The organism is Quadrisphaera sp. GCM10027208 (assembly GCF_042658805.1).
Classification (GTDB): domain Bacteria; phylum Actinomycetota; class Actinomycetes; order Actinomycetales; family SCSIO-59966; genus SCSIO-59966.
Genome location: NZ_JBHSRC010000001.1, coordinates 392,000 through 411,843 on the forward strand (window position 1 = coordinate 392,000; position 19,844 = coordinate 411,843).

General features: G+C 75.7%; 21 protein-coding genes. 6 read left to right on the forward strand and 15 right to left on the reverse strand.

The window, feature by feature from the left end; translation table 11 throughout:
- Nucleotides 1-45: 45 nt before the first annotated feature.
- From ACFP6A_RS01965 to ACFP6A_RS01980, 4 genes are all read right to left on the reverse strand, one after another.
- Nucleotides 46-447: a hypothetical protein gene (locus ACFP6A_RS01965; protein ID WP_379601137.1), complete on the reverse strand. Its 402-nt coding sequence runs from the start codon at nt 445-447 to the stop codon at nt 46-48.
- 19 nt (nt 448-466) lie between these two features.
- A complete protein-coding gene (locus tag ACFP6A_RS01970) occupies nt 467-2,809 on the reverse strand; it encodes a sodium-translocating pyrophosphatase (protein WP_379601139.1) in 2,343 nt (780 codons plus the stop codon).
- A 147-nt stretch (nt 2,810-2,956) separates the two neighbouring features.
- Nucleotides 2,957-3,334, reverse strand: coding sequence for an ATP-binding protein (locus ACFP6A_RS01975; RefSeq protein WP_379601140.1), 378 nt, complete (start codon nt 3,332-3,334; stop codon nt 2,957-2,959).
- 11 nt (nt 3,335-3,345) lie between these two features.
- Nucleotides 3,346-3,741, reverse strand: coding sequence for an STAS domain-containing protein (locus ACFP6A_RS01980; protein ID WP_379601142.1), 396 nt, complete (start codon nt 3,739-3,741; stop codon nt 3,346-3,348).
- Between the two features lie 113 nt (nt 3,742-3,854).
- Between ACFP6A_RS01980 and ACFP6A_RS01985 the strand changes: the two genes are divergently transcribed.
- Together ACFP6A_RS01985 and ACFP6A_RS01990 are read left to right on the forward strand one after the other, a co-directional pair.
- A complete protein-coding gene (locus ACFP6A_RS01985) occupies nt 3,855-6,230 on the forward strand; it encodes a DEAD/DEAH box helicase (RefSeq protein WP_379601144.1) in 2,376 nt (791 codons plus the stop codon).
- A gap of 65 nt (nt 6,231-6,295) precedes the next feature.
- Nucleotides 6,296-6,733, forward strand: a complete 438-nt coding sequence (locus ACFP6A_RS01990) for a hypothetical protein (protein ID WP_379601145.1) — start codon at nt 6,296-6,298, stop codon at nt 6,731-6,733.
- A 15-nt stretch (nt 6,734-6,748) separates the two neighbouring features.
- Here ACFP6A_RS01990 and ACFP6A_RS01995 read toward each other — a convergent pair whose 3' ends face one another.
- From ACFP6A_RS01995 to ACFP6A_RS02045, 11 genes are all read right to left on the reverse strand, one after another.
- Nucleotides 6,749-7,135, reverse strand: a complete 387-nt coding sequence (locus ACFP6A_RS01995) for an Rv3654c family TadE-like protein (RefSeq protein ID WP_379601147.1) — start codon at nt 7,133-7,135, stop codon at nt 6,749-6,751.
- Nucleotides 7,132-7,464: a TadE family type IV pilus minor pilin gene (locus ACFP6A_RS02000; protein ID WP_379601149.1), complete on the reverse strand. Its 333-nt coding sequence runs from the start codon at nt 7,462-7,464 to the stop codon at nt 7,132-7,134. The genes ACFP6A_RS01995 and ACFP6A_RS02000 overlap by 4 nt, the downstream gene beginning before the upstream one ends.
- 70 nt (nt 7,465-7,534) lie before the next feature.
- Nucleotides 7,535-7,831 carry a DUF4244 domain-containing protein gene (locus ACFP6A_RS02005; RefSeq protein ID WP_379601150.1) on the reverse strand — a complete coding sequence of 99 codons (297 nt, stop codon included), beginning with the start codon at nt 7,829-7,831 and terminating at the stop codon, nt 7,535-7,537.
- Between the two features lie 174 nt (nt 7,832-8,005).
- Nucleotides 8,006-8,611, reverse strand: a complete 606-nt coding sequence (locus ACFP6A_RS02010) for a type II secretion system F family protein (RefSeq protein ID WP_379601152.1) — start codon at nt 8,609-8,611, stop codon at nt 8,006-8,008.
- Nucleotides 8,608-9,387: a type II secretion system F family protein gene (locus ACFP6A_RS02015; RefSeq protein ID WP_379601154.1), complete on the reverse strand. Its 780-nt coding sequence runs from the start codon at nt 9,385-9,387 to the stop codon at nt 8,608-8,610. Before ACFP6A_RS02015 ends, ACFP6A_RS02010 begins: the two co-directional genes overlap by 4 nt.
- Entirely contained in the window at nt 9,384-10,580 is a 1,197-nt protein-coding gene (locus ACFP6A_RS02020; protein WP_379601155.1) for a TadA family conjugal transfer-associated ATPase, read from the reverse strand. The genes ACFP6A_RS02015 and ACFP6A_RS02020 overlap by 4 nt, the downstream gene beginning before the upstream one ends.
- Nucleotides 10,577-11,650, reverse strand: coding sequence for a septum site-determining protein Ssd (gene ssd, locus ACFP6A_RS02025; protein ID WP_379601156.1), 1,074 nt, complete (start codon nt 11,648-11,650; stop codon nt 10,577-10,579). The genes ACFP6A_RS02020 and ssd overlap by 4 nt, the downstream gene beginning before the upstream one ends.
- Nucleotides 11,651-12,078: 428 nt before the next feature.
- Entirely contained in the window at nt 12,079-12,720 is a 642-nt protein-coding gene (locus tag ACFP6A_RS02030; protein ID WP_379601158.1) for a hypothetical protein, read from the reverse strand.
- Complete coding sequence (locus ACFP6A_RS02035; RefSeq protein WP_379601159.1) at nt 12,717-13,742, reverse strand: hypothetical protein; 1,026 nt, start codon at nt 13,740-13,742, stop codon at nt 12,717-12,719. The genes ACFP6A_RS02030 and ACFP6A_RS02035 overlap by 4 nt, the downstream gene beginning before the upstream one ends.
- Nucleotides 13,743-14,002: 260 nt before the next feature.
- On the reverse strand, nt 14,003-14,785 hold the full coding sequence (locus ACFP6A_RS02040; RefSeq protein ID WP_379601161.1) for an ABC transporter ATP-binding protein: 783 nt from the start codon (nt 14,783-14,785) through the stop codon (nt 14,003-14,005).
- A 44-nt stretch (nt 14,786-14,829) separates the two neighbouring features.
- Nucleotides 14,830-15,669, reverse strand: coding sequence for a cell filamentation protein Fic (locus ACFP6A_RS02045; RefSeq protein WP_379601162.1), 840 nt, complete (start codon nt 15,667-15,669; stop codon nt 14,830-14,832).
- Between the two features lie 98 nt (nt 15,670-15,767).
- On the opposite strand from ACFP6A_RS02045, the gene ACFP6A_RS02050 reads away from it, so the two are divergent.
- Genes ACFP6A_RS02050 through ACFP6A_RS02065 form a run of 4 tightly spaced genes read left to right on the forward strand, consistent with a single transcriptional unit; the run spans nt 15,768 to nt 19,822 of the window.
- Nucleotides 15,768-16,916, forward strand: coding sequence for a sensor histidine kinase (locus ACFP6A_RS02050; RefSeq protein ID WP_379601449.1), 1,149 nt, complete (start codon nt 15,768-15,770; stop codon nt 16,914-16,916).
- A gap of 40 nt (nt 16,917-16,956) precedes the next feature.
- Nucleotides 16,957-17,706 carry a LytR/AlgR family response regulator transcription factor gene (locus tag ACFP6A_RS02055; RefSeq protein ID WP_379601163.1) on the forward strand — a complete coding sequence of 250 codons (750 nt, stop codon included), beginning with the start codon at nt 16,957-16,959 and terminating at the stop codon, nt 17,704-17,706.
- Complete coding sequence (locus ACFP6A_RS02060; RefSeq protein WP_379601164.1) at nt 17,703-18,074, forward strand: DUF485 domain-containing protein; 372 nt, start codon at nt 17,703-17,705, stop codon at nt 18,072-18,074. Before ACFP6A_RS02055 ends, ACFP6A_RS02060 begins: the two co-directional genes overlap by 4 nt.
- Nucleotides 18,071-19,822: a cation acetate symporter gene (locus tag ACFP6A_RS02065; RefSeq protein ID WP_379601165.1), complete on the forward strand. Its 1,752-nt coding sequence runs from the start codon at nt 18,071-18,073 to the stop codon at nt 19,820-19,822. The genes ACFP6A_RS02060 and ACFP6A_RS02065 overlap by 4 nt, the downstream gene beginning before the upstream one ends.
- Nucleotides 19,823-19,844 lie beyond the last annotated feature (22 nt).

The window sequence follows — 19,844 nt, forward strand, 5'->3', positions numbered from 1 at the left end:
ATAACGAACAGCCAGTTGTGTATCACATGTCAGGTCGATTCATACCTACCTCGTGGCCGAGCGGCGGCTCGCCACGCTGCCAGTCGAACACTGCCCGCGTCTGTGCGGCATCCCGGTCATCAGCAGGAGGTGTCGCTCCTTGATGTACGAGCCAGCCATGATCGTCTTGCCGGCGCCGGGGTCGTCGGCGAGGACCAAGCGGAGCGGCTGGCGCGGCAGGAGGTGCCCGTCTCCGTCGAACGTGAAGCCGCGACGCTGCGCCACGACCGCCAGGGACGCCTCGTCGTCCCGGAACAGCAGCCGTTCACCGAGCCGCCCCTGCGCGTCCCGGTAGGTCAGCGTGACCACCGAGTCGCCGTGCGGCTCCACCGACACCACGGTGACGACCTGGTCGGCCAGCACTCCCCGGACGAGCTGACCGGCCCGCAGACTGTCCAGCCGGAGCACGGTCAAGCCCGTGCCGTGCTCAGAGGCGGGCCTCGCGGGACTCGACGGGCTCGGGCTCCTCACCACCGATGGCCAGGTCGCGCCGCTTCGACACGACCACCGCGGCGACGACGACCGCCGCCGCCAGGCCGGCGATGAGCAGCCGGAGCCCGTCGTTGGCGGAGTCGCCGATGCTCAGCGTGACCACGGCGGGCGCGATGAGCACCGATACGAGGTTCATCACCTTGATCAGCGGGTTGATCGCCGGGCCGGCGGTGTCCTTGAACGGGTCGCCGACGGTGTCGCCGATGACCGCCGCCGCGTGGGCCGCCGAGCCCTTGCCGCCGTAGTGACCGTCCTCGACGATCTTCTTGGCGTTGTCCCAGGCGCCGCCGGAGTTGGCGAGCATGACGGCCATGAGCACCCCGGTGCCGATCGCCCCGGCGAGGTAACCGGCCAGCGCGCCGAACCCGAGACCGAACCCGACGGCCACCGGCGCGAGCACCGCGAGCAGGCCAGGAGTGGCGAGCTCGCGCAGGGAGTCCTTGGTACAGATGTCGACGACGCGCGCGTACTCCGGCTTCTGGGTGCCGTCCATGATCCCGGGCATCTCCCGGAACTGACGGCGCACCTCGAACACGATCGCGCCCGCGGCGCGGGTCACCGCGTTGATCGCCAGGCCGGAGAACAGGAACACGACGGCGGCGCCGAGGATGAGGCCGACGAGCACGTTCGGCGACACGATCTGGTAGCCGTCGATCGCCGTCCGGGCGTCCTCGCCGGCCGAGCGCAGGGCGGTGACCACGGCGTCGTTGTAGGACCCGAACAGGGCGGTCGCGGCGAGCACCGCCGTCGCGATCGCGATGCCCTTCGTGATCGCCTTCGTCGTGTTCCCGACCGCGTCCAGCTCGGTGAGGATCTGGGCGCCCTCGCCGTCGACGTCGCCGGACATCTCGGCGATGCCCTGGGCGTTGTCGCTCACCGGGCCGAAGGTGTCCATCGCGACGATGACACCGACCGTGGTGAGCAGGCCGGTGCCGGCCAGCGCGATGAGGAACAGCGACAGGATCACCGACCCGCCGCCGAGGAGGAAGGCGAGGTAGACGGCACCCGCGATGATCGCGGCGGTGTAGACGGCCGACTCCAGGCCGACGCCGAAACCGGAGAGCACGACGGTGGCCGGACCGGTCAGCGCGGTGCGGGCCACGTCCTTGGTGGGCCGGGAGGTGGTGCCGGTGAAGTAGCCGGTGAGCCACAGGATGATCCCGGCCAGGACGACGCCGATGACGACGGCCCCGGTGGCGACGAGCCGCGGGTCGCCGCTCAGCGCGGCGATCTCGTCGGAGACGTTGCCGAGCTCGGCGAAGGTGGCGGGCAGGTAGACGTACGCGAGCACGGCGGAGGCGACGGCCGCCACCGCGGCCGAGATGTAGAAGCCCCGGTTGATCGCCGTCAGGCCACTCTCACCGACCCGGGGCCGGGTGATGAACACTCCGAGGATCGCGGTGAGGGCACCGATCGCGGGCACGAGCAGCGGGAAGACGAGGCCCTCGTCGCCGAAGGCGGCCTTGCCGAGGATGAGGGCGGCGACGAGCGTGACCGCGTAGGACTCGAAGAGGTCCGCAGCCATGCCGGCACAGTCGCCGACGTTGTCCCCGACGTTGTCGGCGATCGTCGCCGCGTTGCGCGGGTCGTCCTCGGGGATGCCCTGCTCGACCTTGCCGACCAGGTCGGCCCCGACGTCCGCGGCCTTCGTGAAGATCCCGCCGCCGACCCGCATGAACATCGCGAGCAGCGCGGCTCCGAAGCCGAAGCCCTCCAGGACGGCGGGCGCGTCGCCCTTGTAGATCAGGACGACGACGGCCGCGCCGAGCAGGCCGAGGCCCACCGTGGCCATCCCGACGGTGCCACCGGTGCGGAAGGCGATCCGCATCCCCGCGTCCCGGCCGCCCGGCTCGCGGGCGGCGGCCGCCACCCGGACGTTGGCCCGCACGGCCAGGGACATCCCCAGGTAGCCGATCGCGGCGGAGAACACCGCGCCGAGGACGAAGAAGATGGAGCGGCCGAGCCGGATGTCCCCGTCACCGGGCAGCAGGAAGAGCAGCCCGAACACCAGGACGACGAACACCGCGAGGGTGCGGAACTGGCGGTTGAGGTAGGCGCTGGCTCCCTCCTGGACGGCGCGGGCGATCTCCTGCATCCCAGCCGTTCCCTCACCGGCCGCGAGCACCTGGCGACGGAAGACGAGTCCCATCACCAGGGCCACGGCGGCGACGACGGCGACGAGTACGACGAGTGTGTAGTTGCCGCCGGTCAGGGCGACGTCGGGGGTGCCCACGGACGCGGGCACCCCCCTGGTGGTCAGGGGTGAGAGCCCGAGCATCCGTCCTCCTCGACGTCACACACGGCCGCCCACGCGCTCCAGTGCGCGCCAGGCCGGGAACGCGGCGGAGTCTACGCACCACCTGTGACCCACGGAACACCACGGGCGTGCGGGACGCGTCACACCCGTCGCGGCGGGTCGCCCCGGTCAGACGGTGGCGGCGGGCCAGTCCAGGCGCAGCCGGCCACCGGGGCCCCCGGGGCCGTCCTCGACGGCGACGGCGGGGGCGAGCCCGGCGAGCAGCGTGAGCGCGAGGTCGTCGGCGGCGGCGTCCGCGCCGGCGTCGTCGGTGACCTCGACGACGAGTCGGCCGCCGTCGTCGTGCAGGTCGACGGTCACGACGCCAACCCGGTCCAGGGTGGCGCTGCGGCGCACGGCACGGGCGCACGCCTCGCCGACGGCCAGCCGGATCTCCTCGAGCTGCTCCACGTCGACGGTGAGGCGCCGCGCGACGGCGGTGGCGACGAGGCGAGCGGTGCGGACGTGCTCGGGCAGCGCCGTGAAGGCGAGGTGGACTCGGGGCACGGGCGTCCCGGTCAGGCGCCGGACGAGCCGGACGAGCCGGACTCGGCGCCGGCCGAGCCGGACTGTCCGCCGGAGGCCGCCACCGCGGCGTCCACGCTGTCGTGGATCGGGAACACCTTCGTCAGCCCGGTGATCCGGAAGACCTTGAGGATCTTCTCCTGGGTGCACACCAGGTGCAGGGACCCGTCGTGGGAGCGCACCCGCTTGAGCCCGCCGACGAGGACGCCGAGCCCGGTGGAGTCAAGGAAGTCGACCTTCTCCATGTCGACGACGAGGTGGTGGTGGCCCTCGCCGACGAGGTCGTTCAGGCGCTCCCGCAGGACCGGCGCGGTGTAGACGTCGATCTCCCCGCTGACCTCGACGACGGTCCGGCCGCCCTGCTCCCGGCTGGTGACGGACAGGTCCACTGGTGTCTCCCTCATCGGCACGCTGGGTCGGCCGCATTCAACCACCGGGACCCCTCGGTGGCACTTCCGGACGACCCGCTGCGCGTGGTGGCGGCGCGGCCACGGACACTGCGGTGGTGACCAGCTCGCTGCCCGCTGCGGGGTCGCCGCCGACGGCGGACGTCGTCGAGCGACTGCTCGCCGCGCCGGGACGGCGGGACCGGGTGCTGCACGAGCACGTGGTGCCGGGCCGGGACGGCGTGCACTCCGCCTGGCCGGCGTGGACGGACCCGGCCCTTATCGCCGGCCTCGGCCGGCAGGGGGTGCACCGCCCGTGGCGTCACCAGGTGGACGGCGCGGAGCTGGCCCGCGCGGGGCACGACGTCGTCGTGGCGACCGGCACGGCGTCGGGGAAGTCCCTCGTCTACCTGCTGCCGGCGCTGACCGCGGTCGCCGAGGGGTCCCGGGCGCCGAGCGGCCGCGCCGCCACGGCGCTCTACCTCGCCCCGACCAAGGCGCTGGCCGCCGACCAGCTGGCAGCCGTCGACGCCCTTGCCGTACCGGGGGTGCGGGCAGCGACCTACGACGGCGACACCCCGCCGGCGCAGCGGCGCTGGATCCGTGACCACGCGGGCTACGTGCTGAGCAACCCCGACCTGCTGCACCACTCGATGCTGCCCGGCCACGCTCGCTGGGCCTCGTTCCTGCGGGCGCTGCGGTACGTCGTCGTCGACGAGTGCCACCAGTACCGGGGACTGTTCGGCTCCCACGTCGCAGCCGTGCTGCGCCGACTGCGACGGGTGGCCGCCCGCTACGGCGCCGACCCGGTGTTCGTGCTCGCCTCCGCGACGACCGCCGACCCGGGGCGCACCGCCGAACGGCTCGTCGGGCGGCCGGTCCGGGCGGTCACCGAGGACACCTCACGCCGCGGCGCGACCCGCTTCCTGCTCTGGGAGCCGCCGCTGCAGCCCGGGGGCGGGGAGAACGGGGCCCCGACCCGGCGCAGCGCGACGGCCGAGACCGCCGACCTGCTCACCGACCTCGTCGTCGGCGGCGTCCGGACCCTCGCCTTCGTCCGGTCCCGCAAGGGCGCCGAGTCCGTCGCGATGACCGCCCGGCGGCAGCTGGCCGAGGTGGACCCGGCGCTGCCCCCGCGGGTCGCCGCCTACCGGGCCGGGTACCTGCCGGAGGAGCGGCGCGCCCTGGAGCGCGCGGTGCGCTCCGGTGAGCTGCTCGGGCTGGCCAGCACGAACGCTCTCGAGCTCGGCATGGACCTGTCCGGGCTGGACGCCGTCCTGCTCGCGGGCTGGCCGGGCACCCTGGCGTCGGTGTGGCAGCAGGCCGGCCGCGCCGGACGGGCGGGCCAGGACGCGCTCGCCGTCCTCGTGGCCCGCGACGACCCGCTCGACACCTACGTGGTGCACCACCCGGACGCCGTGTTCGCCCGCCCGGTGGAGGCGACGGTGCTCGACCCGGCCAACCCCCACGTGCTCGCCCCGCACCTGTGCGCGGCCGCGGCCGAGCTGCCGCTCACCGACGCGGACCTCGACCTGTTCGGGCCGACGGCGGAGGCCGTCATCGACGTCCTGGTCGCCCGGGGTCTGCTGCGACGACGGCCCACCGGCTGGTACTGGACGCGCCCGGACCGGGCGTCCGACCTGGCCGACCTCCGCGGCGTCGGCGGCGAGCCGGTGCGGGTGGTGGAGGCCGGCACGGGACGGGTGCTGGGCAGCGTGGACGCCGCCGCGGCCCACCACACCGTGCACTCCGGCGCCGTGTACCTGCACCAGGGCCAGACGTTCGTCGTCGAGACGCTCGACCTGGCAGACGCCGTCGCGCTGGTCCACGCCGACGACCCCGACTGGACCACCCAGGCCCGCGAGACGACCGAGGTGGCGCTCGTGGCCGAGCAGCGGTCCGTCGCCTGGGGGCCGGTGCGGGTCTCGCTGGGGACCGTGGACGTGACAAGCCGGGTCACCTCGTTCCTGCGCCGTCAGGTCGTCACCGGGGACGTGCTCGGGGAGGAGCCGCTGAACCTGCCGGCGCGGACGCTGCGCACCACCGCGGTGTGGTGGACGCTGCCGCCGGGACTGCTCGAGCGCCACAGGGTCCCGCCGGCGGACGTGCCGGGTGCCGTGCACGCCGCCGAGCACGCCGCGATCGGGATGCTGCCACTGTTCGCGACGTGCGACCGCTGGGACCTCGGCGGGGTCTCCACCGCGCTCCACCCCGACACGGGGCTGCCGACCGTCGTGGTGCACGACGCGCACCCGGGCGGCGCCGGCTTCGCCGAGCGGGGCTTCGACACCGCCGTGCGCTGGCTGACGGCCACGGCCGACGCGGTGGCTGCGTGCGAGTGCGAGACGGGCTGCCCGTCCTGCGTCCAGTCACCGAAGTGCGGCAACGGCAACTCTCCGCTGGACAAGGCCGGCGCACTGCGGCTGCTGACCGCGACGTTGGCGGCGGCCCCGGACGTCGTCCGGGGGGCCGATCCAACCCCGCAGGGCTAGCCTCGAACGTGAAGACCGCCGAGCCGCCCCCCCGGGGCGGTCGGACCGTCGCCGGAGGAGCCGCCATGATCGTCCTTGCCGCCCTGCTGCTGGTCGCGGTCGCGGCTGTCGTCGTGTTCGTCGTCGTCGCCGGGACCGAGACGGTTCGGATGGAGTGGGAGGCGCTGAGCCTCGCCTGGGAGCCAACCGCGCTGGGGGTGTTCCTGCTCGGAGCCCTGGCGATGCTGCTCCTCGGGCTGGCGCTGGTGTCGCTGCGCGCCGGCACCCGGCGCCGGACCGAGCAGCGCAGGGAGCTCAAGCGCCTTCAGAAAGTGGAACGGAAGCGCACCGACCCGCAGCCCGAGCATGCCGCAACGGGCAAGGACACCCGACCCGCCCCCGTGGCGGACTCCGGGAGCCAGCGGGACACGACCCGGCCGGTGGCACCCCGGGACCCCGGCCCGGGCGGCACCTCCCCTGGGGACGACGGCTCGTGGTACGACGAGCCGCACCGGCAGGGCTGACGCAGGCTCCACTCGTCACCGCGCCGTCGGAGTCGCCTCACCCGGGCCGGCGCGAGCGGACGCGCGTGCCGCGCCGGTGAGGCCCGCGAACGGCCCCGCCGACCCGCGACGCACCGCGACATCGACGACCACCTCCTCTGCCTGCACCCAGCAGCCGGTGAGCCGGGCGCCGTTGACGGCGGCGACCCGGCCGGCGCGGACGCACGGGGAGCCGGGGACCCGGCCCGTCGCCACGTCCGCGCCCGCCAGGGCCGCCAGGTCCGCCGCCGCCTCGGCCCGGTGCCGCAGCACCACCGCCGCACCGACGGCCGAGACGGCGAGGACCGTCGCGACGACGACCGCGACGAGCGCCAGGACCAGCACCGTGCCGCTCCCCGCGTCACGGCACGGACCCCGGCTCACCGGGTGACCGCCGTCTGCTCCGCCGGCACGGACGCCGTCCCGGTCACCTCCAGCGACGGAGCACCGGGCAGCGCCAGCCGCACCCGGCCGGTGACCGTCACCCGGACCAGGTCCCCGTCCGCACCGACCGCCACCGTGACCGGGCGGCCGGCGGCGCGCTCGCTGAGCGCGGCGACGGTGGTGGCCGGTTCTCCCCGCGCGACGGCGCGGGCACCGACCCGGGCCGCGTCGGTGACCCGGACCTGCTCGAGGGCCACCGTCCCCACGGAGAACAGCCCACCGAGAAGCGTGACGACGCCGAGCAGGGCCACGGCCAGCTCCGCCGTCACGCCACCACCCTGGTTCCCGGGACGCCGTTCGCGCGATGGATGCACGTCGCGCGGGCACGGGGGCACGTCGTCACAGGGTGAGCGCACGCTGCACGATGCCGAGCAGCAGCTCGCGCACCTCGTCCCCCCGCAGGATGACGACGAGCAGCCCGGCGAAACCGCAAGCGGCCAGCGTCGCGATCGCGTACTCCGCCGTGGCCATCCCGGCGTCCCGGCCGGTCCTGCCCTGGTCGACCCCGGCCGCGGGCACGTCGTCGCCCCACACCTCGTCGTCCCACACCTCGTCGTCCCACACCTCGTCGTCCGGCACGTCGTCCTGGCACACGTCGTCCTGGGACACGTCGTCCTGCCACACCGTGCTGCGCATCAGTGCTCCTCTCCGCCGGCCACGCCGGCCACTGGGTGGAAACCGCTGCCGCCGAGCCTGCGCGGGCACCGCCGCCCGGGCCAGGGAGCACGCCGCGGCGGTGGACGACGCGACCACCACGAGCGGCCTGTGGAGGACCAGTGCCCGTGGCGGGCGTCTGCCCCCACCGGGCCCTCACCCGGCGAGCGCGTCGGCGGCCAGGCCCAGCACGACCGGTACGACGCCCCACGCCGCGAAACCCGGCAGGGCGCACAGGCCGAGCGGCAGCACCACCCGGACGCCGAGCCGCTGGGCAGCGGCCTCAGCCGCCCGAGCCCGCCGGCGGCGCAGCTCCGCGGCCTCCTCGGTCAGCAGCTCCGCGGCCGGAGCCCCGGTCCGGGCGGAGAGGGTCAACGCTCGGCGCAGCGGCGCCAGCCTCCCCGGCGTCCCGGCCCAGACCTCGTCCGTGCTCGCTCCCACCCGCATCCGCCCGGCGACCTCCCGCAGGCGGTCACCGTCCCCGGGGGGCACGGCGGCAGCGACCACCTCGACGGCCTGCGCCGGCGGGAGCCCCGCCGACAGCGCCGCGGCCACGAGGTCGAGGACCGTCGCCGGGTCGCTCCCCGGCGGCTTCCGGGCACGGCGCAGCCCGCCGTACCCGGCGCGCCCAGACCGACCGGTCCCGGCTCCGGTCCTCGGAGGCGCCGCCCGCAGCCGCCGGCGGGCGAGGGCCCCACCGTCCGGTACCAGCAGCGTCGCCGCGAGGACGAGCAGTCCGGCTGCCAGTGCCGCGCCGCTCACCGGACGGCTCCGGTCGGTTCGGCGTCCCCTGCCCGGCGCGCGGCGGCGAGCAGCCTCGAGGTCCACCACCAGCCGGCCAGCGTGCAGCCGGCGCCCACGGCCGCGCTCACCCGCCCCGCTGCGGAGCCGAGCAGCACACCGACCGGGTCCACCCCGACGAGCACGCCCAGGCCGAGCCCGGCGAACGGCAGCACGGTCAGCACCCTGGCCGTGGCCCGCGGTGCCGCCAGCGCCGCCGACCGGGCGTCCTCGGCGTCCGCCTCGGCGCGCAGCGACCGGGCGCACCGCTGCAGGACGTCCGCGGCGGGTGCGCCGGTCCGCCGGGACACCTGCCAGGTGGCGGCGAGGGTCCGCAGCGCGGTGGCAGCGCGGGGGTCGAGGCGGGGGTCGTCGGCGGCTGCGGTGAGCGCCACCGAGACGTCGTCCCCGTCCGCCGCTGCCTGGGCGGCGGCGACCAGCACCGGCCGCAGCCCGACGGGTCGGGCGTCGTCGAGCAGAGCGGTCCACGCGGCTCCGGGGCCCAGCCCGGCCCGCAGCAGCACCGCCAGGTCACCGGCGACGACGGCGACGTCCAGCGGTCCGGTCCGCGCGCCGAGGCCGCCGGGCAGGCGGCCCCGGGCCGGCGCGTCGGCGTCCGCGTCGGCGGCCCGCACCCACCCGCACGCCGGCGCCGGCGCCGTCCGGAGCGTCTGCCTGCGAAGCCGCTCGCTCGTCGACCCCGGCGCCACCACCACGGCGGCGAGGACCAGCAGGCCCGCCACGAGGCCGGCGCTCACGGCGGCCCCACACCGAGCCGGCCGGCGAGCTCGTCCCAGCCCGGGCCGACCACCGGGACGCCGTCACCCGACGCCGCGGCGGATGCGCGCAGGGCGGGCACCACCCGCAACCCGTCGCCGTCCCGGCGGACCAGCCCGACCTCGACCAGCCGGCGCCGCCCGCCGGGGTCGCGGTGCAGGTGCAGGACGACGTCCAGCGCGGTGGCGGCCTGGGCGGCGAGCGCGCGGGGGTCCATCCCGGCCAGCGCCCCGAGCGCCTCCAGCCGGGCCGGCACGTCGGCCGCGGCGTTCGCGTGCACCGTCCCGCAGCCGCCCTCGTGGCCGGTGTTGAGCGCCGTCAGCAGCTCGCGTACCTCCGCGCCGCGGCACTCCCCGACGACGATCCGGTCCGGGCGCATCCGCAGCGCCTGGCGGACGAGGTCCTCCAGCCCGACGGCGCCTGCCCCCTCGACGTTGCCGTGCCGGGTCTCCAGCCGGACGACGTGCGGGTGGTCCGGGAGCAGCTCCCCGGAGTCCTCGACGAGCACGATCCGCTCGCCGGGGTCGACGAGCCCGAGCAGGGTGGACAGCACCGTGGTCTTGCCGGTGCCGGTGCCGCCGCTGACGAGGAACGACAACCGCCGCCGCACCAGCGCCTCGAGCACCGGCAGCCACGGCACCGGCACCGTCCCGGCGTCCGCCAGCGCGCTCAGGGTGAACGCCCTGCGGCGGGGCACCCGCAGCGAGACCAGCGTGCCGGCCGGGCTCACCGGGGGCAGCACCGCGTGCAGCCGGACGCCGTCCGGCAGCCGGGCGTCGACGAACGGGCTGGCGGTGTCCAGCCGGCGCCCGGCGGCCGCCGCGAGCCGGGTGGCGAGCGAGCGGACGGCGGCCTCGTCCCCGAGCCGCAGGTCGACCCGGTGCAGGCCCTCCCCGCGGTCGACCCACACCTCCGCCGGGCCGTTGACCAGGACGTCGGTGACCCCGGGCTCGTCGAGGAGCCGCTGCAGGGGCCCCGCTCCCACCACCTCCGCGGTCACCGCGTCGACGGCCTCGAGCACCCCGCGGGCGCCCAGCAGCGGCTCCACCGCGCGCACCGAGTCCTCGACCGCTCTCGCGTCGACCGGACGGGCGGGCCCGTCGCCGGGCGTCGCCAAGCGGGCACGGACCTCCTCGAGCACGCCCGCGGGGACCGGGCCGCGTCGCCGGCTCACGCCGCCCGGGCCGGCGCGGCGTGGACGTCGGCCAGCAGCCGGCGGCACAAGCGGGCGAAGCCGCTGCGGGGCCGGTCCAGGGCAGGGACCCGGCCGTGGTCGGCGTCCGCGGCCAGCTGGGGCTCGTCGGGACCGAGCAGCGTGACCGGCACGCCGACCGCCTCGGCGACGACGTCCGCGGCCACCCCGGTCGGCGCCGGTCCGCGCACGACCAGCCGCACGTCCGGCACCCTGGCGCGCAGCCGGGCGACGAGCAGGGCCGCCGCGGCCGCGGCCCGGACCTCGGCCGGGACGACCACGACGAGGACGTCGAGCCGCCAGAGCACCGCCGAGCGCAGCTCGTCATCCGCGCGGGGCAGGTCCACCACGACGAGGTCGGCGCCCCGGCGGGCGGCGTCGAGCACGGCCTCGACCGCCTCGATGCCGACTCGGGTCCGGCCCGGGTCCCGGCCGAAGGACAGCAGACGGAGGCCGGCCACCACCGGCAGGCCGTCCCGCAGCACCGAGGCGCGTAGTGCGCCGCGGACGCCGTGCAGGTCCTCCCACCGCAGGCCGGGCTCCTCCTCGGCCCCCAGCAGCAGGTCCAGGCCCCCGCCGTCCGGGTCGGCGTCCACGAGCAGGACATCCCGGCCGCCGGCGGCGGCAGTCGCGGCCAGCCCGGCCGCGAGGGTGGAGGCGCCCGCGCCGCCCCGGCCCCCGACGACCCCGACGACCCGTCCCGCCGACCGGTCGCCGTCCGCTGCCGCGGCGAGCCGCTCCAGCAGCCACGCCTCGTCGGCCGGCAGCCGCACGACCGCCTCCGCCGCCACCTCGACGGCTCGGCGCCAGATGCTCTCGCCGGCGCCGTCGTCGACGAGCAGTGTGCCCGTCCGGCGAACCGGCACACCCGCTGCCGCGGCCTCCTCGTCCAGCAGCACGAGCGGCACGTCCCGCCACCGGGAGCCGGCCGACTCGACGTCCCGGACCCGGTGCGCCGTCAGCCCCACCGCGCCGACGAGCCGCTCGACGCGCTCGGCGAGGTCGTCCCGGCCGGTCACGACGAGGACGCTGGTCGCTGCACTGGTCGGCATGGCGGCACCCTGGCTCGGACCGTCGCCCGGTGCGGCACGCCGGTGCCGCACGTGTGGACGACGACGGGCGGGGACGTTCCTGTGGAGGACCAGCCGACCCGTCCACCCGCTGCAGCCGTTCGCCCGCGCCGGACGCCGGGAGCCTGCGGACCGCAAGAGCCGGACGGTACTTCCCAAGCCCGGCGAACAGGAGTAGGAAGGACCCGGTGGCCCTCACCGGGCCGGACCGCCGCGGGGGAGGCGGCCCTGGGCCGAGAGGACCGCACGGCAGGCAGGTACCCACGCGCGGCCAGTCCTCGTAGGGACTCGTCAGCGCCGGGCTCGTCCCGGCCGGCGACACGCCAAGCGCACGCCTGGTAGCCGGCCCGCCGTGCAGGCGACGGCGTCCCGTCCGACGGGACGCCGTCGTCCGTCGTCCGGGTCTCGCGTCAGCCGGTGTCGTTCCGCCACGTCCGGGCCGCCCAGCGAGAACAGCCGAGCGTGTAGCTCCACGTCGCCACTGCCACGCCCGACGCCAGCACCGCCGGCACGATGTGCGGCTCGAGGTTGCCGGGAGAGCCCGACAAGGGCACCCAGTGGGCGAGGTCCGGCCTCCAGTGCTGGAGGACCATCGTCGCGACATAGCAGCCCAACGCGACCAGAGGACCGACGACTCTGCCGCCCATCGCCGTGGCCACCAGCGCCACGGACGCCAGGGTCACGACGTTCCAGACGATGTCCCACCACCGTGTCTGGCTGGGCAGCACGACGACGTGGGCGAGCCACGGAAGCAGGCCGGGAAGCACCAGGGCTGTCACCGCCGCAACGCCGGCCCGGGCATGAAGTGCCGGCCGGCCGCCCGTCTCCCAGGAACGCATCCGAGGGGCCAACGCGCCGGCCCCCACCGCGGCCACGGTGACGGGCACCGCTTCCCACAGCGGGACGTATCGCGGCACCTTCCCCCCGATGAACGCCAGCTCCAGCACGGTGAGGCCGGTCGTGAGCACGACGAGGAGCCCGGCCGCCCAGGCCAGGACGAACACGGTGGTGGCGCGGGAGGCCCAGTACAAGGACCAGGACCGGCCGGTCACGGGAGCATGCTGCTGCTGGCGCGGCAGTCCTGCAGCGCTTCGGAGTGTCGGGCGAGGAAGGCCTGCACGGTTGGTGGCGACGCTCGAGCCAGGCGGTCCGCGACGGCCATGGCGTCGGGCGCGTTGGTCACCGGAGATCCAACACCGGCCTGTCGCGCCATCCACACGGCAACACCGCCTGACACGGCGGATGCGTCCAGCTGCGCTGGATCCGTGCGCACACCGGACGCCGACGTGAAGGGGCACGCCGCGGCTCCGGACAGCTGCCGCGCCATGTCCTGGATCGCCGCTCGACGCCATCCAGCGCCGTCCTGCAGCTGCAAGGACACCGTGACGGTTCCCGGGCCGGGTTCATCCCACAGCGCGGCGTCGACCACCTGACGAGGCGGCCGGGCGTTCCCCGTGACGGTCATGAGGTCCGCGACGGCCTGCGTCAGCGGGCCGAGCACCGGGGCGCGAGCAGCGTGGACGCACACCTCGACGCCGTCCGTCCGCGCGCAGGTCCGGGGTGGGTGGTCCTCGCGGAGCACGGGCGGCGGGGCAGACGACGACAGGACGGCTAGCACCACCGGCACGGCCAGGAGCGCGACACCCTGGACGACGGATGCCCCCGGCGAGAAGCCTCTGCCGCGCAGCCACAGGCCGGATGCGAGCGCAAGACTCAGCGCAACGCTGAGGAAGAAGAGGACACGGACACCAGCGACGACAGGGTTCTCGTACTGGCCGGCGACGACGTCGAAGGTCCACACCGGCGCGACCACGGCTCCGAGGCTGTCAGCGGCCAGCCCGGGGAGCATGGACAGGATGAGAGCCACCGCCGAGGCGCCCGTCGAGGGCACCACGATCCCCACGGCGTAACCGAGGCACACGTACGCGGCCAGAACCACCGCGGCGCCAAGAATGACCAAGAGGTCCGGCGTGCCGGCCTGTGCGTCACGTGCGGTGATCGCCAGTGACGGCAGCAGGCCGAGGGCCCAGCCACTGAGAGCACCGGCGACCAGGACATGCAGCTGCCGGTGCACCACGGGCGGCCCGGACCGGACGGACGACGCCGGGCACATGATGCTTCGGGCACCGGAGAACCGCGAGGAGCACCAAGCGGCCCACACGGCCGCCCACGGACCCGCGAGCATCAGCGCCTGTCGCGAGTCTGCGGAGACAGCAACCCAGTCGGCGTAGGGCCAGGTCAGGTGACCCACCGTCCGCGCGAACGTCAGTACCGCCACCCCGGCGGCCAGGAGGACGACCAGGCCACGCGGGACTGGGACCAGAAGTCTGCGAGTCATGCCGGTGGAGCAGTCTGCTCGGCGAGGAGCCACAAGTAGGCCGCCTCGGTCGGGCTCGCACTCGACCTGCCCTGCGGCACGAGGGCTCTCATCGCAGCAAGAGCACCGTCGAACCTCACGACCCCGTCGGTGAGAACGCAGACCCGCTCACACACCCTGTCGATGTCGTCCAGCAGGTGCGTGGACAGGACCACGGTCCGGCCGGCGGCCACGTCTCGGACGTGCGCCAGGAACCGCACCCGCTGCTCCGGGTCCAGACCCGACGTCGGCTCGTCGAGCAGGAGCACCCGGGGGTCGTGCGCGAGCACCGCCGCCAGCCCCAGTCGTTGACGCTGTCCCCCCGAGAGGCGGCGGACGCGGTCGCGGGCACGGTCGCTCAGGCCGACCACGGCCAGCACACGCTGTGCCGCTGCGTCGATGCCGCGGTCATCGACCCCGTTGCACCATGCCGCGTAGCTGACGGTGTCGTGCACGGTCATCCCGCCGGCCAGGTCGAAGCGCTGCGGAAGCCAGCCGATCAGTCCTCTGGCGTGCAGGCGACCCGTCGGTGACGCCAGATCGTGCCCGGCGACGCTCACCACTCCCGACGACGGCCTCAGCACTGACGCAAGGACGGACAGCAGCGTCGTCTTCCCAGCCCCGTTGGGTCCGAGCAGCCCGGTGATGCCGGGCCGGAACCGAACCGTGACACCACGTAGGACGTCGGTTCTTCGGAATCTGACGGTGACGTCGGCTGCGTCAACGGTCAAGCGGACCTCACCACGCGCCGAGGCTGGCACTGTCAATGGTCCCCGTCAATGGTCGCCGCGGCACGTGCACGGGCCTACCGCGGCAGCCGGCCCGCCAGGACGGCGTCAGCGACGACCGTGCCCTCGCCGGCGCCGGCGACGACGGCCCAGGCGCAGTGCCGGATCCAGGCCGCCACCCCCTCGCGGGTGCCGGAGGCGTACCCGGCGGCGGCCGCGACGTAGCCGTTCGCGTCCGACAGGTGCGCCGCCTCCGGCACCGCCACTCCCATCGGGTCCAGGCCGCGGCCGACGACGACCGCGTGCTGGACTGCGCGGGCGACGACACCGTTGGCGGTGGTGAACGGCCGCAGGGTCAGCACCTCCGCGTGGGCGACGGCGGCCACGACCAGCGCAGGAGCCTCCGTCGGCGCCGACAGCAGGTCCCGCAGCCCGTCGAGCCGGCTCGCCAGCGCGGCGGCCCCGGGCACGCCGGTCTCCGCCGGGACGTCACGGGGCCGCTCCCCCGGGCCGCGGGGCCGGCCGAGCTGGTCGTCGGGCACGAGCCCGGCGGCGGCGGCCAGGTGCAGCCGGGCCAGCGCCTGCCAGGGGGCGCCGGTCAGGCCCCGGCCTCCGTCGGCGGCCAGCCGCTCGGTCTCCGCGTGCGCCCGCAACGCCCCCCGGACGACGATCCCGGCCGGGTCGTCGGGGAGCTCGCGGGCACCGCGAGCGGCGTCCCGAACCAGCTCGAGCGGCAGCCGCCCACCGTCCAGGGCCGCCGAGCAGCGGGCCGCCCGGACGCCGGCCTCCACCCGGCACTCGGCGGCGCGGCGGCGCATCGCCGGGTGCCAGCGGAGCCGCTCGCAGGCCTCGCGGGCCTCCGCCACGGCGTCGGCGACCCCGGGCAGGCCGGCGAGGGCGGCCAGCGGGTCGGACATGCCGCCACAGTAGGCGGGCCCCTCGGAGGGCCCCGTGGCACCCGGCGTCCCAGTAGGTTCCCCCCGTGACCGGGACGCAGGCGGTCCTCGTCGGCGCCGTGCTGGTCGCCGTCGGTGTCCTGCTGTGGGTGCGCACCGTGCGCCGGCGCGGCGACCTGGGCAGCGACGCCGACCGGGCCACGTTCGCGACCTTGCACACCGCCTCCCTGGCCGCGCCGCACCTGCGCGACGGTCTCACCCCTACGGGGGCCGAGCGCGCCGTCCGGCACCTGCGCGCGCTGCTCGGCACCCCGGCGGTCGCCCTCACCGACGCGACGAGCACGCTCGCCTGGGACGGCGCGGGGGCCCACCACGCCCCGGACGCCGCCCGGCACGCCCAGGAGGTCCTGGGCCGTGGGCGCACCCTGGTGCTCGGCCCCGGGGACGTCGCGTGCCCGGACCCGTCGTGCCCGGTGCAGCACGCCGTGATCGCCCCGCTGGTGGCCGACGACCGGGTGGTGGGGGCGCTGGCCGCCTACGGCCGGCAGGCCTCCGCCGGCCTCCTGCGGGCCACCGACGAGGTGGCCCAGTGGGTCAGCGCGAACCTCGAGCTGGCCGAGCTGGACAGGTCCCGCACCCGGCTCATCGAGGCCGAGCTGCGGGCTCTGCGCGCCCAGATCAGCCCGCACTTCGTCTACAACTCGCTCGCCGCGATCGCCTCGTTCGTGCGCACCGACGCCGACCGGGCGCGCGAGCTGCTGCTGGAGTTCGCCGACTTCACCCGCTACGCCTTCCGCCGCGGCGGGGAGTTCACCACCCTGGCCGACGAGCTGCGCAACGTCGAGCGGTACCTGGTCCTGGAGCAGGCCCGGTTCGGCGACCGGCTCCAGGTCCGCCTGGTCGTCGCCCCCGAGGTGCTGCCGGTCGCGATCCCGTTCCTGACCGTCCAACCGCTGGTGGAGAACGCCGTCCGGCACGGCCTGGAGGACAAGCCCGGCCCGGGGAACGTCACCATCGTCGCCGAGGACGCCGGCGCGGAGGCCGTGATCTCAGTCGAGGACGACGGCGTGGGCACCGACCCCGAGCTGGTCCGCCGGGTGCTGGCCGGGGAGTCCGGCGCGGACTCCGTGGGGCTGGGCAACGTCGACGCGCGGCTGCGGCAGGTGTTCGGCGACGACCACGGCCTCGTCGTGGAGACCGCCCCGGACGCCGGGACGAAGGTGTCCTTCCGGGTCCCCAAGTACGCGCCCGGCGTCCGGGCCGGCTGAACCCCTCGACGTCCGACCGCCGTCGACTACGCTCCGCGGTGTGAGCGAGGGCACATCGCTGCGCGCACTCGTCGTCGACGACGAGCTGCCCGCGCTGTCCGAGCTGACGTACCTGCTCGACCGGGACCCGCGGGTCGCCGAGGTGACGACGGCCTCCAGCGCCACCGAGGCGCTCAAGGCGCTGGAGACCCGCACGGTCGACGTCGTCTTCTCCGACATCAAGATGCCCGGGCTCGACGGCCTGGACCTGGCCCGGGTGCTGGCCCGCTTCGCCCGCCGGCCGCAGGTCGTCTTCGTCACCGCCTACGACGAGCACGCCGTCGACGCGTTCGAGGTACGCGCCGTGGACTACGTGATGAAACCGGTGCGAGCGGAGCGGCTCGCGGAGGCGGTGCGCCGCGTCGTCGACGCCGGCTCGCCCGAGCCCGCCGGTGCGACCACCGCCGACGAGACCATCCCGGTCGAGCTCGGCGGCGTGACCCGCTTCGTCCAGCGCTCGCAGGTCCGCTACGTCGAGGCGCAGGGGGACTACGCCCGACTGCACACCGAGGACGGCAGCCACCTCATCCGCGTGCCGCTCAGCACGCTCGAGGAGCGGTGGGGCGAGGCCGGTTTCGTCCGGATCCACCGCTCGACGCTCGTCTCGCTGGCCCACGTCGACGAGGTCCGCACCGACGGCGGGCGGTGCACGGTGCGCCTCGGCGGCACCGAGCTGCAGGTCAGCCGCCGGCACACCCGCGACCTGCGGGCACGGCTGGGGCGGCCCGTCGGCCTCACCCGGGACCGGTGAGCGACCAGCGGCGGGTGCGGGTGACGAGCCCGCGGATGCGCGCCGTCCGGCGTCCGCCGACGCGGTCCGTCGCCCGGGACATCGACGAGCAGACCAGCGTCGGCGAGGTGTTCATGCGCTCGCTGGTGCGGACCCAGCGGCGCCTGGCGCTGGCCACCCTCGCCGCGTTCGCGCTGACCGTCGGCGCCCTGCCGCTGCTGTTCGCCGTCGCCCCGGCCCTGCGCACGGCGCAGGTTCTCGGCGTCCCCGTCCCCTGGCTGCTGCTCGGCCTGCTCGTCTACCCGTTCGTCGCCGTCGTCGCGTGGGCGTACGTGCGGGCCGCGGAGCGCGCGGAGCGCGACTTCACCGACCTCGTGGACCGCCGGTGACCGACCAGGTGCTCTCCCCGACCGCCGGCGTCCTGGCCGTGGTCGTCGTCACCGTCGTGACGGTGGGGATCGGCGCGGTCGGGTTGCGGGTGTCCCGGACGACGAGCGACTTCTACGTGGCCAGCCGGATGGTCTCGCCGCGCTGGAACGCCTCGGCGATCAGCGGGGAGTACCTGTCGGCGGCGAGCTTTCTGGGGGTCGCCGGCCTCGTCCTCGCCGGCGGCGTCGACATGCTGTGGTTCCCCGTCGGGTACACCGCGGGCTACCTCGTGCTGCTCGTCCTCGTCGCCGCGCCGCTGCGCCGCTCCGGGGCGTACACGCTGCCGGACTTCGCCGAGCAGCGCCTGGAGTCCCGCGCCGTCCGGCGGATCTCCTCGGTCCTCGTCGTCGGCATCGGCGTGCTCTACCTGCTGCCGCAGCTGCAGGGCGCCGGGCTGGCGCTGCGGACCGTCACCGGCGCACCCGCCTGGGTCGGCGCCGCCCTCGTCGCCGCCACCGTCGTGCTCAACGTGCTCGCCGGCGGGATGCGCTCGATCACCCTGGTGCAGGCGTTCCAGTACTGGCTCAAGCTCACCGCGCTGGCTGTGCCGCTCGTCCTGCTGCTGCTGGCCTGGCGTGGCGACGGCGCTCCCACACCGCTGGGCGCCGAGCTGCCGGTGGCCCGGGAGACGACGACGGTGACCCTCCCGTCGGGGACCGAGATCCGCGCCGACCAGGCGACCACCGTCCTCGTCGACGGGGACCGGACCGCCCTGGCGGCCGGGGACACCCTGTCCCTGGACGCCGGGACGACGGTCACCGTCCCCGCCGGGGAGGTCGTCCCGCACGCGGAGCGGCTGACGGCGACCACCGGGGACGAGTGGGCCCTGCCCCTGATGGGTTCCGGGCGCGAGCACCCGCTGTACGCGACGTACTCGCTGCTGCTGGCGCTGTTCCTCGGCACGATGGGGCTGCCGCACGTGCTCGTCCGCTTCTACACCAACCGGGACGGGGTGGCCGCCCGGCGCACCACCCTCGTCGTGATCGGCCTGCTCGGGGTCTTCTACCTGTTCCCGCCCCTGTACGGGGCGCTCGGGCGCCTCTACGCCACCGACCTGCTGCTCACCGGCCGCACGGACGCCGTGGTCCTCACCCTGCCCGGGCGGATGCTGCCGGACCCGTGGGCGGACCTCGTCGGCGCCCTCGTCGTCGCCGGGGCGTTCGCGGCGTTCCTGTCCACGTCCTCCGGACTCGTCGTCTCGGTCGCCGGGGTGCTCAGCCAGGACCTGCTGCCGGCCGAGTCCTCGCTCAGCGGGCACCGCTTCCGGACGTCGTCGGTACGACTGTTCAGGATCGCCGCCGTGCTGGCCGTCGTCGTCCCGTTCGCCCTGTCCCTGCTGTCCTACCGGGTCGGCCTGGCGGACACCGTCGGGCTCGCCTTCGCGCTGGCCGCCTCCACGTTCTGCCCCCTGCTCGTGCTGGGTATCTGGTGGCGCGGGCTCACCGCGACCGGCGCGGTCGCCGGGCTGCTCACCGGCGGGACGCTCGCCGGGGCGGCGGTCACCACCACCATGCTCCGCGGCCCGCTCGACGGCTGGGCCGGCGCCCTGCTGGCCCAGCCGGCGGCGTGGACCGTCCCCGCCGCGTTCGCCGTCATGGTCGTCGTCTCGGTGGCGACCAGCTCGCGGGTGCCGCCGCACGTCGGCCGCACGATGGTCGCCCTGCACGCCCCGGAACGCCGGGTGACACGTGACCGGGTGACCGGGTGACCGGGTGACCGCCCAGCGACGC